The sequence below is a fragment of the Roseovarius sp. AK1035 genome (genome assembly GCF_003288315.1).
GTDB classification, from domain to species: Bacteria; Pseudomonadota; Alphaproteobacteria; order Rhodobacterales; family Rhodobacteraceae; genus Roseovarius; species Roseovarius mucosus_A.
In genome coordinates this window covers 881,019-897,515 of record NZ_CP030099.1, presented here as the reverse complement: position 1 = coordinate 897,515, position 16,497 = coordinate 881,019, and the positions used below count along the sequence as shown (strand labels likewise).

General features: G+C 63.1%; 13 protein-coding genes. 11 read left to right on the top strand and 2 right to left on the bottom strand.

Annotated elements, in window-relative coordinates:
* Positions 1-94: 94 nt before the first annotated feature.
* Together RAK1035_RS04365 and RAK1035_RS04360 are read right to left on the bottom strand one after the other, a co-directional pair.
* Positions 95-646: an ActR/PrrA/RegA family redox response regulator transcription factor gene (locus RAK1035_RS04365; protein ID WP_008279725.1), complete on the bottom strand. Its 552-nt coding sequence runs from the start codon at positions 644-646 to the stop codon at positions 95-97.
* 75 nt (positions 647-721) lie between these two features.
* Positions 722-1,351 (bottom strand): SCO family protein, encoded by a 630-nt coding sequence (locus tag RAK1035_RS04360; RefSeq protein WP_008279724.1) that lies wholly within the window; start codon positions 1,349-1,351, stop codon positions 722-724.
* 87 nt (positions 1,352-1,438) lie between these two features.
* Between RAK1035_RS04360 and regB the strand changes: the two genes are divergently transcribed.
* The 11 genes from regB (at position 1,439) to hslU (ending at position 16,471) form a co-directional block, all read left to right on the top strand.
* Entirely contained in the window at positions 1,439-2,827 is a 1,389-nt protein-coding gene (regB, locus tag RAK1035_RS04355; RefSeq protein WP_037297032.1) for a sensor histidine kinase RegB, read from the top strand.
* 75 nt (positions 2,828-2,902) lie between these two features.
* On the top strand, positions 2,903-4,429 hold the full coding sequence (locus RAK1035_RS04350) for a PAS-domain containing protein (RefSeq protein WP_232279155.1): 1,527 nt from the start codon (positions 2,903-2,905) through the stop codon (positions 4,427-4,429).
* Between the two features lie 40 nt (positions 4,430-4,469).
* Positions 4,470-4,955, top strand: coding sequence for a tRNA (adenosine(37)-N6)-threonylcarbamoyltransferase complex ATPase subunit type 1 TsaE (gene tsaE / locus RAK1035_RS04345; protein WP_008279721.1), 486 nt, complete (start codon positions 4,470-4,472; stop codon positions 4,953-4,955).
* The gene (locus RAK1035_RS04340; protein WP_008279720.1) at positions 4,948-5,961 is read left to right on the top strand and encodes an aminoglycoside phosphotransferase family protein; all 1,014 of its coding nucleotides are present in this window, start codon (positions 4,948-4,950) and stop codon (positions 5,959-5,961) included. The genes tsaE and RAK1035_RS04340 overlap by 8 nt, the downstream gene beginning before the upstream one ends.
* Positions 5,958-6,641, top strand: a complete 684-nt coding sequence (locus RAK1035_RS04335) for a nucleotidyltransferase family protein (RefSeq protein ID WP_008279719.1) — start codon at positions 5,958-5,960, stop codon at positions 6,639-6,641. The genes RAK1035_RS04340 and RAK1035_RS04335 overlap by 4 nt, the downstream gene beginning before the upstream one ends.
* Positions 6,634-9,573, top strand: coding sequence for a double-strand break repair protein AddB (gene addB, locus RAK1035_RS04330; RefSeq protein ID WP_008279718.1), 2,940 nt, complete (start codon positions 6,634-6,636; stop codon positions 9,571-9,573). Before RAK1035_RS04335 ends, addB begins: the two co-directional genes overlap by 8 nt.
* Positions 9,570-12,941, top strand: coding sequence for a double-strand break repair helicase AddA (gene addA, locus RAK1035_RS04325; protein WP_008279717.1), 3,372 nt, complete (start codon positions 9,570-9,572; stop codon positions 12,939-12,941). Before addB ends, addA begins: the two co-directional genes overlap by 4 nt.
* A gap of 59 nt (positions 12,942-13,000) precedes the next feature.
* Positions 13,001-13,321 carry a thioredoxin gene (trxA, locus tag RAK1035_RS04320; RefSeq protein WP_008279716.1) on the top strand — a complete coding sequence of 107 codons (321 nt, stop codon included), beginning with the start codon at positions 13,001-13,003 and terminating at the stop codon, positions 13,319-13,321.
* A gap of 81 nt (positions 13,322-13,402) precedes the next feature.
* Positions 13,403-14,551, top strand: coding sequence for an amidohydrolase (locus RAK1035_RS04315; RefSeq protein ID WP_008279715.1), 1,149 nt, complete (start codon positions 13,403-13,405; stop codon positions 14,549-14,551).
* Between the two features lie 61 nt (positions 14,552-14,612).
* Positions 14,613-15,167, top strand: a complete 555-nt coding sequence (gene hslV, locus RAK1035_RS04310; RefSeq protein ID WP_008279714.1) for an ATP-dependent protease subunit HslV — start codon at positions 14,613-14,615, stop codon at positions 15,165-15,167.
* Positions 15,164-16,471, top strand: a complete 1,308-nt coding sequence (gene hslU, locus RAK1035_RS04305) for an ATP-dependent protease ATPase subunit HslU (protein ID WP_008279713.1) — start codon at positions 15,164-15,166, stop codon at positions 16,469-16,471. Before hslV ends, hslU begins: the two co-directional genes overlap by 4 nt.
* Positions 16,472-16,497: the final 26 nt, after the last annotated feature.

Genomic DNA, 16,497 nt, shown 5'->3' with positions numbered 1-16,497 from the left:
AAGATTTAATACGAGCTTTTGAGAAACAATCTTAGCTAAAAATATAATTTGTTGACGCAAAAATGATCAAATTGCGCCCCTCACGGGCGCAAACTTACTTGGGCGACCGCTTGGCGAGGATACGTTGCAAGGTGCGGCGATGCATGTTGAGGCGGCGCGCCGTCTCGCTCACGTTACGATCACACAGCTCATATACACGCTGGATATGTTCCCACCGCACCCGATCTGCGCTCATCGGGTTTTCGGGCGGTGGCGGCAGGTCTGCACCAGTGGCCAAGAGGGCATTGGTGATGTCGGTGGCATCCGCAGGCTTGGACAGGTAATCCGTGGCTCCGATCTTGACTGCCGCCACAGCGGTGGCAATCGCGCCGTATCCCGTCAGCACAACGATCCGGCTATCGGGCCGTTTTTCCCGGATCACCTCGACCACGTCGAGCCCGTTGCCATCCTCTAGCCTCAGGTCGCACACGGCATAGGCAGGGGGGCGTGCCGTGGCAATCGCGCGCCCGGCTGCGACCGATCCGGCGGTTTCAACCTCGAACCCGCGCTTTTCCATCGCCTTGGCCAAACGTTTCAGAAACGCTTCGTCATCATCGACAAGCAGAAGCGACCTGTCTTCGCCGATATCCTGAACCTCGTCAGTCATGCCGTTCCTCCCGCTCTGCCGTCCTGACACAGGTTCTAGCCCGCAGCCTGACCTCCGTCAAACAAACGCGCTATTCTAACGAGCGTCAAGAAAACACTGAACACGATCAGCTATTTGCTCTGCGGTCGCGTCTCGACGGAAAAACTCGACAAAGCCATGTTCGGGCAGTGTCAGATAGGTCATCGTGGAATGGTCCACGAGATAGAAATCTTCCTCGCCCTCGGTCGGCTGATGCGCCTGAAAAAACGTGCGATAGGCCTTCGAGGCGGCGCGCACCTGTTCTTCGCTACCGGTCAGACCCAAGAGGCGGGGATGCACATAATCTGTGTATTCGGCCATCACCTCGGGCGTATCGCGGTTGGGATCGACCGAGATGAACACCGGCTTGACCATGAGGCCCCGCTCCTCCAGCAGATCAACCGCCTCGGCATTGCGCGTATTGTCGAGCGGGCAGACATCTGGACAGAACGTATAGCCAAAATAGATGAGCGACGGTTGGTCGATCACCTGCTTGTCGGTCACGGTCTCTCCGGTCTCGCTGACAAGGGTGAATTCCCCGCCGATCTGCGCCGCGCCCCCGGCAACGCTTGACGCCCGGCATTGTGCGAACTGGTCTTCTTCGCCCCCCATCATGGTCAGGGCAAAGGTTAGCCCCAGCCCGGCGACAACAGCGAGTGCAGCGGCAATGGCGATCAGGTGGGTCATGGGATGTCCTTGCGTTCGTAGGGGCAGAGTGCGACTTTGCTTATGTATCATCCCACCTCTCGCATGCAATGGGACGCAGGCGCACACATGGTCCATCTTTCGCCCGAACCCTTGAAATCCCGCCAGCGTGGTAACTGGATTCGCCTGCGCACGCTGGTCCTGTTGCGGTGGTGGGCCATCGTGGGGCAGGCCACGGCCCTGATCATCGCCGAGCGGGTTTACCGCCTTGATCTGGAGATTGGCCTTTGCTTTCTGGTGATCGGAGTTTCAATCGCAAGCAATCTTGTCGCCGCCTTCGTTTTTGCCGAGAACAAGCGTCTTTCAGAGCAAGACACCTTTCTGGTCGTGCTTTTTGACATGCTGCAACTCGGGCTTTTGCTCTATCTCACAGGGGGGCTGCACAATCCCTTTTCAATCTTGATCGTGGGGCCGGTCACGGTTTCGGCCTCTGCGCTTTCGGGCCGTTCAACCGCCTTTCTCGGTGCGATGGCGATCATGATCGTGACCTTGCTCATGCAGTTCTACTTGCCGCTGCGGCTTCAGGATGGGTTCGTTTTGGCAATGCCGGATGTGTTCCGCTTTGGAAACTGGGTGGCCATTGTCATCGCGGTGCTCTTTCTCGGGGTTTATTCGCGCTGGATCGTGCAGGAAATGCACGCCATGTCCGACGCTTTGCAAGCCACGCAAATGGCCTTGGCGCGTGAACAGAAACTGACCGATCTAGGGGGGGTGGTGGCGGCCGCCGCGCATGAGCTGGGAACGCCACTGGCGACGATCAAACTGGCCAGTGCCGAATTGGCCGAAGAGCTGACCGATCACCCGGACCTGCGCGAAGATGCGCTCTTGATCGTGCAGCAAACTGACCGCTGCCGCGACATCCTGCGCTCCATGGGCCGCGTGGGCAAGGATGACCTGCACCTGCGCACCGCCCCCCTGACCGCCCTCATCGAAGAGGCGGCAGAGCCGCATGTCGATCGTGGCAAACGGATTCATTTCGACCATGGCGTTGGGGATCTGATCACGCAACCCACCGTGCTGCGCCGCCCCGAGGTGATCCACGGGCTGCGCAACCTGATCCAGAACGCGGTGGATTTCGCCCGTGATAATGTCTGGGTCGAGAGCGGCTGGACCGAAGATGCCATTACCCTGCGGATCATGGATGACGGGCGCGGTTACCCGCCCGACATGCTGGGGCGCATCGGTGATCCTTTTATCCGCCGCCGCGCCCCCGCCAGCGATCCAGAGCGTCCGGCCTATGAGGGCATGGGATTGGGTCTCTTCATCGCCAAGACCCTGCTCGAGCGGTCGGGTGCCGATCTCACCTTTGCCAATGGCTCGGATTCTTTTCGCACGCAAGTCAGCCATGCCGCACGCACCGGCGCACTGGTCGAGGTGTCATGGCCCCGCGATGCGCTCGAGGCCCCATCCGGTCCGCTCGCCCCCGCCTTGGGTCTCAATCAGCCTTTGCGTGGGTGATCCCGGTCGGCGTTAATGCCCCCTTAACCACTCTGCGCCAGACTTACCCCCGATAACAGCCTGCGGGGGATGCAGATGCCTGAGATGACCGTTTCGGATATCGCCGTGCTCGTGCCGCTGGCCCTTCTCTTGTCGTTGGCGGTTCTCTGGCTGATCGGTGGCCTCAGCCTGCCCGTCCGGCGCGGGCAACCGGTGCCGGGCACACAGGATGCGGCCTTTCTTTTTCGCGATGGTGCGCTGCTGGATCACGACGCCAGCAGCCTGTCTCTGCCCGATGCTCTGCCCGATGGATCGCCCGAGGACAGCGATTGGTCCCGTTTCCGCCTTTGGATGGGCTTTCGCTTTGGCGATCTGCCGCAAGATCAAGAGGATATGCGCCTAGGCCAAAGCCTGTGCTTGCAGGCCGAGGATGGCGCAAGCCTCACCCTGACCCGGCAGGAACACAGCCTGCGCGCCGTGCTGCGTGACACGGCCCCCGCCGATGCTATCACCCGCCATGCCGCAGCGCAGGAGCGTTATGATCTGCTGGCGCGCGCCCTAGCCGCCGAGCATGCGCCGATGCCAGTCTGGATCATGAATGCGGCCGGCACCGTGATCTGGCACAATGACAGTGCCCGCGCAGTGCCGCCCGCCCATGTCTCGCCCCTGACCGCACAGCCCGACATCCCGCCAGAGCTGGGCGAGACCTCTTGCGTCCGGCTCGACCTTGCCGGGGATACGGGGCAGCCGGATCATATCTATGACCTGCATGTGACCCGCACCGCGCTGGGCTACATCCATCACGCACAGGACATCACCCGCCTCATTCGCGCCGAAACGCTGCAACGCGAGTTTGTCCAGACGCTGAGCAAGACATTTGCCGATCTCACGACCGGCCTTGTGGTCTTTGATCGGGCCAAGACGCTGGCAATCTTTAATCCGGCGCTGACCGATCTTACGGGGTTGCCTGCTGAATTCCTCAGCGCGCGGCCTAGCCTATTTGGATTTTTCGATGCTCTGCGCGACCGGATGGTGATGCCGGAACCCAAAAACTACGCAAGCTGGCGCAGCCAGATCACTGATATGGTCAAAAGCGCCACGGGTGGTCTGTATCACGAGGTTTGGACACTGCCTTCGGGCCAGACCTACCGCGTTACCGGACGGCCCCATCCCGATGGTGCTGTTGCCTTTCTGTTCGAGGATATCTCGCTTGAGGTGTCGACCACCCGCCGCCACCGGCTCCAGATGGACTTGCGTCAATCCGTTATCGACTGCCTGCAAGAGGGGATCGCGGTGCTGGCACAGGATGGCCGCCTGCTCTTTTGCAATACCGCTTTTGGCGAGATGCTGGGCATCGACCCGGATTCGAGCTTTGCCGATATGGGCCTGCATGACGTGATCGCGGCCTGCGCCGCGCGCTACCCCGATCCCGGCCTCTGGCCCGAGGTAGAGGATCGCATTGCCTCCCGGCGTCTGGTTGCGACCCTCCATGATCGCGCCATATCGTCGGGGCAGGCGGGGGCGGATCTTCGGGTTGTGCCCTTGGGGCGGGGTCAATCCATGCTTTGCCTCAAGGATCGCGCCCCCATCGCGGCAGACCGCGTGGATCTGCCCCTGCGCTGAACCGGGTTGCGGGCGGACGCGGCGCGTGTAGTGTCGGGGCATGTCCGATGCCCGCGCCCAAATCCTCCTTGCCAGCCCCGAGGCGACCTGCGCCTTGGCGCGCAGCTTGGCATCCTGCCTTTGCCCCGGCGATACGCTTCTGCTTTCGGGTGGTGTCGGCGCGGGCAAGACCCATTTCGCCCGCTGCCTGATACAATCCCTGCTTCTATCGCCCGAGGATGTGCCCTCGCCAACCTATACGCTGGTGCAGACCTATCAGGGCCAAAGCGGTGAAATCTGGCATGCCGATCTTTACCGTTTGGGCGATGCGATGGACCTGGTCGAACTTGGCCTGACCGACGCATTCACAGACGCCATCTGCCTGATAGAATGGCCTGACCGGCTGGGTGACCTGACCCCGCCCGATGCGCTTTTGCTGGACTTTGACACTGTGCCACGACCCGGCGCAGAGGATCACCGCCTCTTGCGGATCATGTGGCAGGGTGACAGGTGGGGGCAGCGATTGAAGGGGGTGTTGAATGAGTGACCGCAGCGCATTGATGCAGGATTTTGTCGCCAAAACCGATTGGGCAGGCGCGGCCATTGCGCCCTTGGCGGGCGATGCCTCCAACCGGCGCTACCTGCGCCTCACCCATCCCAAAACCGGGACAACCGCCGTGCTGATGGACGCCCCGCCCGAGCGTGGCGAGGATGTGCGCCCCTTTCTGCAAATCGCCCGCTACCTGACCGGCCTTGGCCTCAGCGCCCCGCATATTCTGGCGCAGGACGAGGCGCGCGGCTTTCTCATCCTCGAGGATCTGGGCGATGCGCTCTTTGCGCGTGTCATTCCGGTTGCCCCTCAGATGGAGGATCAGCTTTACGCCGCCGCGACCGACGCCCTGATCGACCTGCACCGTGCGGCACCCCCTCAAGGTCTCAAGCCTTATGGCCCCGACACCATGACAGACATGGCAGCCCTTGCCTTTGACTGGTATCTCACCGGGGCGACAGGAGAGGTGAGCCCCCAACGTGCCGAAGCCCTCGCTGCGCTCAACCGCCTCTTGCGTCAGCACGCCGCGACCACTGATGTGATCGTGTTGCGAGACTATCACGCCGAAAACCTGCTTTGGTTGCCGGGGCGCAGAGGGTCGGCGCGGGTGGGCCTGCTCGATTTTCAGGACGCCATGACCGGGCATCGCGCCTATGATCTGGTTTCGGTGCTGCAAGACGCCCGCCGTGATGTGCCCCGGGCTATCGAGACAGCGATGATCGCCCGCTATTGCCGCGCGACCGAGACGGATCAGTCCCTTTTTGAGGGGGCCTATTACTGCCTTGGCGCACAACGCAATCTGCGCATTCTGGGCGTCTTTGCCCGCCTCTGCCTACGTGATGGCAAGGCGCATTACATTGATCTTATCCCCCGCGTCTGGGACCATTTGCAGCGGGATCTCGATCACCCGGCGCTGGCCCCGGTTGCAGATCTCCTGCGTGCGGCGCTGCCTGTGCCGACCTCTGCGATCTTAGAGCGCTTGCGCGCACAACGCGCGTCATGAGCCTGCCTTTGATGCTCTTTGCCGCCGGGTTCGGCACGCGCATGGGGGCGCTGACCGCGACCCGTCCCAAGCCGCTGATCGAGGTGGCGGGCCGCCCGCTCATCGACCACGCGCTCGATCTTGCCACGGCGCATGGCGCGGCCCCGGTGGTGGCCAACCTGCACTACCTGCCCGACCAACTGGCGCAGCATCTGGCGGGGCGTAACATCCGCCTCTCTCTTGAAACGCCTGAGATTCTGGAAACCGGCGGCGGGCTTCGCGCCGCGCTGCCTCTGCTTGGCACTGGCCCGGTCTTTACCATGAATACCGATGCCGTCTGGCGTGGCCCCAATCCGCTTGACCAACTGGCTGGCCTCTGGCGTCCCGCAGAGATGGACGCGCTTCTGCTCTGCATCCCGCGGGCGCAAACCGTCGGCCATTCCGGCACGGGCGATTTCCAGATTGAAGCCGACGGGCGCGCCACGCGCGGCCCCGGTTCGGTCTATTCCGGGCTTCAGATCGTGAAGCCTGACCTGCTGCATACCATCCCCGAGCGCGTCTTTTCCCTCAACCGCCTTTGGGATCTGATGTTGTCCGAGGGCCGGCTCTTTGCAGCCGATTACCCCGGCCAGTGGTGCGATGTCGGCCACCCAGAGGGGATTGCCCTTGCCGAATCCCTGCTCGCGGCCCCCGATGTTTGATCCTTCAGACACCCCCCGCCTCTATGGCGTGCCGCCCGGTGTGGATTTCCCCCGTGCTCTGGTCGAAGGCCTGCGCGCGCACCACGCAGGAAAGCCGCCCGAGGCCCTCGCGCGCGTGCAACTCATCGTCAACACCCGTCGCATGGCCCGCCGCATCCGCGAACTCTTCGACGCAGGGCCCCCCTGCCTTTTACCGCGCATCAGCCTCCTGACTGATCTCGGAGAGTTGTGGGATCTGGCCCATATCCCCGATCCGGTGCCGCCCCTGCGCCGCAGGCTGGAATTGGTGCAGCTTATCGCGACACTTCTCGACAACGCCCCTGATCTTGCCCCCCGCAGCGCGATTTACGACCTGTCGGATAGTCTTGCGGGGCTGATGGATGAAATGCACGGCGAAGGTGTCGCACCGCAGGCGATCGAAACGCTCGATATCACCGATCAATCCGGTCATTGGGCGCGGATCAAATCCTTTCTCGGCATCGTCCGCCACTATTTCGAGATCGGCGGCGCCGCGCCCGATGTGGAAACCCGCCAGCGCCTTGTGATCGAACGGCTGGCCGCCCTCTGGGCCGATACCCCGCCCGCGCATCCCGTCATCCTCGCGGGGTCCACCGGCTCACGGGGGGCGACACAGCACCTTATGCAGGCGGTAGCGCGCCTGCCACAGGGGGCGGTCGTGCTGCCCGGCTTTGATTTTGAGATGCCCGCCCCCGTCTGGGATGCGCTGGGTGATGCCATGCTCTCTGAGGATCACCCGCAATACCGTTTTTGCCGGGTTGCCGCCGGGGCTGGAATCACGCCTGCGGACATTCGCCCATGGTCTGATATCTCCCCCGCCAACCCGGCGCGCAACGCGCTGGTGTCGCTGGCCCTACGCCCCGCCCCTGTCACCGATCAATGGCTGCGCGACGGCCCGCATCTGCGCGACATCGCCGGGGCCATGGCCAATGTCACGCTGGTCGAGGCCCCGTCGCAACGCCAAGAGGCGCTCGCCATCGCCCTGCGCCTGCGCCAAGCGGCAGAGGACGGGCGCACCGCCGCCCTCATCACGCCAGACCGCACGCTCACCCGCCAAGTGACCGCAGCGCTCGACCGATGGGATATTCTGCCTGATGACAGTGCCGGTCTGCCGCTGCATCTGTCACCACCGGGGCGCTTTCTGCGCCATGTCGCCGATCTGTTTCGCACCCGGCTCAGCGCCGAATCTCTGCTCACACTGCTCAAACATCCGCTGGCACATCAGGGGGCCGAGCGTGGCCCACATCTGCGCCTCACCCGCGAGCTGGAATTGCATCTGCGCCGCCACGGCCCCCCCTATCCGACCGAGGAAAGCCTGCGACTTTGGGCAGCCGATCAAAAAGATCCCCTTGCCCCTGAATGGGTGAACTGGCTCTGTGCTTGCTTCGTGAACAGAGACTATTCCGGCGAAATCCCTCTTGATCATAGCGTGGCCACGCATCTCGACCTCGCGGAAAAGATCGCCCAAGGCTGCCATGGCACAGGCTCTGGCACGCTCTGGCTGAAGGATGCTGGGCAAGAGGCGCAAAAGGCCGTGACCGAACTTCGGGCCGAGGCCCATCATGCGGGCGCGCTCAGCGCCAGTGACTATTCCAGCCTGTTTCACAAGATTCTGAGCGCGCGCGAGGTGCGCAATCCTGTCGATCCGCACCCCCATATCCTCATCTGGGGCACGCTGGAGGCGCGCGTTCAGGGGGCCGATCTCTTGATTCTCGCCGGGCTGAATGAAGGGAGCTGGCCCGAATCCCCCAAACCCGACCCATGGCTCAACCGCGCCCTGCGCCATCAGGTGGGGCTTTTGCTGCCCGAGCGGCGCATCGGGCTCTCGGCGCATGATTTCCAACAGGCGATCGCCGCGCCCGAGGTCTGGCTTACCCGGTCCGTCCGCTCTGCCGATGCCGAAACCGTGGTCTCGCGCTGGCTCAACCGCATTTTGAACCTGCTCTCTGGACTGCCGGATCAGGGGGGGCAGGCGGCGATTGAGGATATGCGCAACCGTGGCCGTCTCTGGCTTGACCGCGCCACGGCGCTAGAGGACCCGGGCGAGGTGCCGCGTGCCACCCGGCCTGCGCCCGCGCCGCCCGTTGCCGTACGCCCCGACCATCTGACCGTAACCGAGATCAAGCGGCTCATTCGCGACCCCTACGCCATCTATGCCCGCCATATCCTCAAACTGCGCCCGCTTGATCCGCTGATGCGCGCGCCCGATGCGCTTTTGCGCGGCACCGTGCTGCATGAAATTCTTGAGGGGTTCATTCGCGAAACACTGGATCACCCGGAGCACTGCGACCACGCCACATTGATGCGCCATGCAGAGACTGTTCTGGCCGAAAATGTCCCTTGGGCCGAGGCGCGCGCGTTGTGGCTTGCGCGGCTGGACCGTGTTGCCGACTGGTTCATCGACACTGAGGCGCGGCGTCGAACGCTGGCCCGCCCCGTGCATTTCGAGGCTAAAGGCCGCGCCACCCTGCCAGATCTGGGCTTTACCCTTTCGGCCAAGGCCGACCGGCTCGATCTCGATGATCTGGGGCAGCTGCATATCTATGACTATAAAACCGGCGCGCCCCCTTCGACCAAGGAACAGACCAGTTTCGACAAGCAATTGCTGCTTGAGGCCGCGATTGCCACCCGCTCCGGCTTTGAGGGGATGGGCCCAACCCGTGTCGCCCGCGCGGTCTTTATCGGGCTGGGTAGCGAACCCAAAGAATTGGACGCGCCGCTGGACACAGAGCCGCCTGAGAAAATCTGGGCCGAGTTCCACGCGCTGATTTCGGCCTATTTCGACCCTGATATGGGCTATACCGCGCGCCGCGCGCCGCGCAATGCCGATGAGGATGGGGATTACGACCAGCTGGCGCGCTATGGCGAATGGGACCAGACCGATACACCCGAAGTGACCAAGGTGGGCCAATGACTGCGCGTGATGCCGCCACTCAGGCACAGGTCGAGGCCGCGCGCCCCGACCTCTCGACATGGCTGTCGGCCAATGCCGGATCGGGCAAAACGCGGGTGCTTACAGACCGTGTGGCGCGGCTTTTGCTAGATGGGGTCGATCCTCAGCATATCCTCTGCCTCACCTATACCAAGGCCGCGGCAAGCGAGATGCAGAACCGTCTTTTTCGCCGCCTTGGCGCTTGGGCGATGCTGGCCGATGCCGCGCTGATGCAAGAGCTTGACCTTTTGGGCCATGAGGGCGCGATCACCGAACAGACCCTGCGCGATGCCCGCCGCCTCTTTGCCCGCGCGATCGAGACGCCGGGTGGGCTGAAAATCCAGACGATCCACTCCTTCTGCGCCTCACTTCTGCGTCGTTTTCCGCTCGAGGCGGACGTCACGCCGCAGTTCACCGAGATGGAGGACCGCACTGCCACCCTCTTGCGCGCCGAGATTGTCGAAGACTTGGCCGCCGGGCCGCAGGCCGCCACGTTTTACGCCCTTGCCAGACACTATTCCGGCGAAACTCTGGAAAAACTGACCGCTGAAATTGTCCGCAACCGCAGTGGATTTGCACAGCCGCTCAGCGATGCTGATCTGGCCGCCCTCTTTGATCAGCCCGAGGGGCTGAGCGCCCAGATGATCCGTGACGGGGTGTTTCTGGGCAGTGAACAGGCGCTTCTCGGTCACCTCATGCCTGCGCTTCAGGCCGGGTCTGCCAATGACGTCAAGGCCGCCGCCAAGCTGGCGCAAATGAGCGCGTTGGACCTGCGCGCGCTGCCCGTGCTCGAGGATGTCTTTCTCACTGGCAAAGGGGCAAAATCGCCCTTTTCCGCCAAGTTAGGCTCTTTTCCTACCAAGGCGACCCAAGGTGTCCTTGCCTCTGTCCTGCCGCAGATCGAACAATGGATGCTGCGCGTCGAAGCGGCGCGCCCGGCGCGCCTTGCCCTCCTTGCGATGCAGAAAACCCGCGCTTTGCATGACTTCGCCCGCGCTTTCCTGCCCGCCTATGAACGCGCCAAGCAATTGCGCGGCCTTCTTGATTTCGACGATCTGATCCTGCGCGCCCGCGATCTTTTGACCGATCCAGCGGTCGCGGCTTGGGTGCTCTACAGGCTTGATGGTGGCATCGACCATATTCTTGTGGACGAGGCGCAAGACACCAGCCCCGTGCAATGGCAGGTCATCGAACGTCTGGCGCAGGAATTCACCAGCGGCGAGGGCGCGCGCGCCGATGTGGCGCGCACGATCTTTGTCGTGGGCGACAAGAAACAGTCGATCTATTCCTTTCAGGGGGCCGACCCGCGCGAATTCGACCGCATGCAGCAGGAATTTGGCCTGCGTCTGAGCGCCACCAACACCCCGCTGCAATCGCGCGTTCTGGCCTATTCCTTTCGCTCGTCGCGGGCGATCCTGACCACCGTCGATTGCTGCTTTGATCAAAGCAGCGAGAGCGGTTTTACGCCGGAAGAGGGTCACAAAGCCTTCTTTGATACCCTCCCCGGTCGCGTCGATCTCTGGCCTCTGGTCGAGAAACCGGATGAGGACGAGCCGCCCGCCTGGCACATGCCCGTAGACATCCGCGCCACCAACGATCCGGCAATCCTTTTGGCGCGGCAGGTTGCGGCGGCCATGCGCGATATGATCACCGCGCGGCAGGCCATCCCCGATCCCAAATCGCCCAGCGGTTTTCGCGCCGTGCAACCCGGTGATTTCCTCATCCTTGTGCGCCGCCGGTCCGCGCTCTTTCACGAGATCATCCGCGAATGCAAGGCGCAGGGCCTGCCCATCGCCGGGGCTGACCGGCTCAAGGTGGGGGCGGAACTTGCCGTGCGCGATCTTGAGGCGCTCTTGTCCTTTCTCGCCACGCCCGAGGATAGTCTGGCGCTGGCCACCGCCCTGCGCTCGCCGCTCTTTGGCTGGTCCGAACACCAGCTCTACACCCTCGCGCAGGGCCGCAATCGTCCCTATCTCTGGGAGGAATTGCGCGCCCGCGCCGCCGAGCATCCCGACACCATCACAATCCTGCGTGACCTGCTTGATCACGCCGATTTCCTGCGCCCCTATGACCTGATCGAGCGTGTTCTGACCCGCCACGAAGGCCGCCGCCGTCTGCTCGCCCGTCTGGGGACCGAGGCGGAGGATGGCATTGACGCCCTTCTGGCGCAGGCCATGGCCTATGAACGTCGCGCGGTGGATAGCCTCACGGGCTTTCTCGTCTGGATGGAAACCGACGATCTCGAGATCAAGCGCCAACTCGACAGCGCTGGCAACCGCATCCGCGTCATGACCGTGCATGGGGCCAAGGGGCTTGAGGCGCCCGTCGTGATCCTGCCTGAATGTGGCGTTTGGCGCACGCCCCCAGCGCCACAGATCGTGACGCAAGCGGGCCATGCCCTTTGGACCGGGCGCGCCGATGACATGCCGCCCAGCTTGGCCGCAGCGCTCGATACTGAACGCCGCGCGCTTTTGGCGGAACGTGACCGCCTGCTCTATGTCGCCATGACGCGGGCCGAGACGTGGTTGATCGTTGCCGCCCATGGCGATCTGGGTAAACAAGGCGACACCTGGTATGAAAAGGTGCAGCGCGGGATGCTGGCCGCAGGCGCGCAACCCCACAGCTTTGCCCATGGCCCTGGCCTGCGTCTTGATCATGGCATTTGGGCCGAAACAGAGACTGACTCTGCGCCCTCGGCGCCCCCTCAAACAATCACCCTCGATCCGCTCTTTCAGCGCCCCGCCCCGCTCCCTGCGCGCATCAAAACGCTCAGCCCTTCGGATTTGGGCGGGGCCAAGGCGCTGCCCGGCGAACGCGGGCTGGATGAAGAGGCAGCCAAACGGCGCGGCCGTCAGATCCACCGCCTGCTTGAATTCCTGCCCACTGTGCCTGCCCATGACTGGCCCGCCACCGCTGCGCGGCTTCTGTCCAATGGGGGTGATGCCGCGACAGGCGAAGAACTCGCCCTTCTTCTCGCCGAGGCCGACAAGGTGCTGACACGGCCTAGCCTTCTGGCCCTTTTCACGCCCGCTGCGCTGACAGAGGTGGCGATCACCGCCACCCTCGACCCGCTTCAGGGGCGGCGCATCCATGGTGTGATTGACCGCCTGATTATCGACGATACCCGCATCCTCGCCGTTGATTTCAAGACCAACGCGCTGGTGCCCGACACGCCCGCCGACTGCCCTGATGCCCTGCTGCGGCAGATGGGGGCCTATGCCCACGCGCTCGGGCAGCTCTACCCGGATCATCGCATTGACACCGCGATCCTCTGGACCCGCACTGCCACGCTCATGCCCTTACCCCACGATCTTGTGACTGCGGCGCTGGAATCCACCACCATCGCTTGACGCGCCGCGCCCGGCTCCATAGGTTCACGACCGAAACCCTGACCACTAGGAGACAGATCATGGCCACCGTTGCCGTCACCGACGCCACATTCGACGCCGAAGTCAAGAATTCCGACATTCCCGTCGTCGTGGATTTCTGGGCCGAATGGTGCGGCCCCTGCAAACAGATCGGCCCGGTTCTGGAAGAACTGTCAAGCGAGATGTCCGGCCGCGTCAAGATCGTTAAGGTCGATGTGGATAGCAACCCGAATTCCGCCGTCGCCATGGGCGTGCGCGGCATCCCGGCGCTCTTCATCTTCAAGGACGGGCAGGTTGTTTCGAACCGCGCTGGTGCTGCCCCCAAGGCCGCCCTCCAGAGCTGGATCGAAGACAGCATCTGAGCCTGCAACGCCACAAGATCAAAAGGGGTCGCGCCGGTCGCGGCCCCTTTTCTTTGGCCACAAAACCCGCATGATCACACCATGACCCTGACCAATGCTGACATTACAGAGCTGACCGCGCTACGCCACCTGCTGCACCAACACCCCGAAGTGTCTGGACAAGAGCAGGGGACAGCCCGGCGTGTTATCACGGCTCTCACGGACCACACGCCCGATCGCGTGCTGACGGGGCTTGGCGGGCATGGCGTGGCGGCTGTCTACGACGGTGAGGGTCAAGGGCCAACGCTCCTCTTTCGCTGCGAACTCGACGCGCTGCCGATCACCGAGCAGAGCGATCTGCCCCACCGCTCGACGGTGCCGGGCACGGGGCATCTTTGCGGCCATGATGGGCATATGACGGTGATTCTGGCGCTCGCGCGTCTCTTGTCTCGTCAGCGCCCTGCGCGGGGTCGTGTCGTGCTGCTGTTCCAGCCCGCCGAGGAAACCGGCGCAGGCGCAGAGGCAGTGCTGCGCGATCCAGAATTCGAGACTATTTCACCTGATTATGCCTTTGCCCTGCACAATATGCCGGGCCTGCCCTTGGGGCATGTCGGCCTCATCCCCGGCCCGGTCAATTGCGCCTCGCGCGGTATGTCCATTACCCTCAGCGGAAAATCCGCCCATGCGTCAGAGCCAGAGAATGGCCGTTCGCCGATGCAGGCGCTGTCGCATCTCATGCCCGCGCTGACCGCCCTCAGCCGGGGCACACCACAAGATCACGATTTCACTCTGGCCACCGTCACCCATACCAGCATGGGCGCGCCTGCCTTTGGCATCGCACCGGGCGAGGCCACGCTCTACGTTACGCTGCGCACTCTCGTTGACGCTCAGATGCAGGCGCTGTGTGATCGTGCTGAAACGCTGGTGACAAACACCGCAGCGGCGCACGACATCAGTGTTGAAATCAGCTATCACGATATTTTCACGCATTGCGCAAATGATCCCGATGCGACTCTGATTTTGCGCAAGGCGCTCGATGCGCTGCACGTGCCCCATGACGCGCGCGGCTTGCCAATGCGCGCGTCCGAGGATTTTGGCCGCTTTGGTCAACGCGCCCGCGCTGCCATGCTCTTTCTTGGCGCAGGTTCCACCCATGCCGCGCTGCACAATCCAGACTACGATTTTCCCGACGACCTCATTCCCATTGGGGCGCGCATCTTTCATCAGGTCGCCCGCGACATGCTGGGTTAGCCTGCCCTTGCGCCCTCTCCCGACCCCTTCCATATAGGGGACACAGAATAAGGAGGCCCAAATGAGCGATTTTCCCGGGTGGCACGGCACCACCATCATCGGTGTGCGGCGCGGCGGCGAGGTTGTCGTTGCCGGGGATGGGCAGGTCAGCCTTGGACAGACGGTGATCAAGGGTACCGCCCGCAAGGTGCGCCGCCTGTCGCCCGGGGGGCATCCGGTGGTCGCGGGCTTTGCCGGGTCTACGGCGGATGCCTTTACCCTGCTCGAACGGCTGGAAACCAAACTTGAGGCGACACCGGGCCAATTGCAACGCGCCTGCGTGGAATTGGCCAAGGATTGGCGCACCGATAAATACCTGCAAAAGCTCGAGGCGATGCTCATCGTCACCGATGGCGATCAGCTCTATGTCATCACCGGCGCGGGCGACGTGCTCGAGCCAGAGCATGACGTGGCCGCCATCGGCTCGGGCGGCAACTTCGCTCTCGCTGCGGCGCGCGGTCTGGCCGAGAATCCCGACCTGAGTGCCGAGGATATCGCCCGCCGCGCCATGGCCATCGCCGCCGATATCTGCGTCTACACCAATGGCAAGCTGACGGTGGAAAGGATTTCCAAATGACCGACCTGACCCCGCGCGAGATTGTCTCGGAGCTTGACCGCTACATCATCGGCCAGAAAGAGGCCAAGCGCGCCGTTGCCGTCGCCCTGCGCAACCGTTGGCGGCGCAAGCAGCTCTCCGATGACCTGCGCGACGAGGTGTATCCCAAGAATATCCTCATGATCGGCCCCACCGGCGTTGGCAAAACCGAAATCTCCCGCCGTCTCGCCAAACTCGCCCGCGCGCCCTTTATCAAGGTCGAGGCGACCAAATTCACCGAAGTCGGCTATGTCGGCCGTGACGTCGAACAGATCATCCGCGATCTTGTCGACAGTGCCATTGCCCAGACCCGCGATTGGATGCGCGACGACGTCAAAACCCGCGCCGAACAGGCCGCCGAAGAGCGCGTGATCACCGCCATCGCTGGCGAGGATGCCCGCCAAGGCACCCGCGATATGTTCCGCAAGAAGCTGCGCGAAGGGCTGCTTGACGACACCATGATCGACATCGAGGTGGCCGATACCTCTAGCCCCTTGGGCATGATGGATATTCCCGGCCAGCCCGGCAGCCAGATGGGCATGATGAACCTTGGTGATATCTTTGGCAAAGCGTTCGGCCAGCGCACCACAACCAAGCGTGTCAGCGTTGCCGATAGCTACGCGCTTCTGATTGGGGAAGAGGCCGACAAGCTTCTTGATGATGAAACCGTCCACCGCACCGCACTCGAGGCGGTCGAACAGAACGGCATCGTTTTCCTCGATGAGATCGACAAGGTCTGCGCCCGCTCTGATGCGCGCGGCGCCGATGTCAGCCGTGAAGGCGTGCAGCGTGATCTCTTGCCGCTGATCGAGGGCACAACCGTTTCGACCAAATATGGCGCGGTCAAGACCGACCATATCCTCTTCATCGCGTCTGGGGCCTTTCACATCGCCAAACCGTCAGACCTCTTGCCGGAATTGCAAGGCCGCCTGCCCATCCGGGTTGAGCTGCGCGCGCTGACCGAAGGTGATTTCGTCCGCATCCTGACCGAGACGGACAATGCCCTCACCCTGCAATACACCGCCCTCATGGGCACCGAAGAGGTGACGGTCAGCTTTACTGAGGATGGCATCGCCGCCCTCGCCCATATCGCGGCAGAGGTCAATCAATCGGTCGAAAACATCGGCGCGCGGCGGCTCTACACCGTCATGGAACGGGTATTCGAAGAACTGTCCTTCACCGCCCCCGACCGCGCCGGCGAGACCGTGACGGTCGATGCGGGCTTCGTCGAGGCGAACTTGGGTGAGCTGATGAGGTCTGCGGATTTGAGCAGGTATGTGTTGTAGGGGGGGGATTTTCGATTATGAGACAG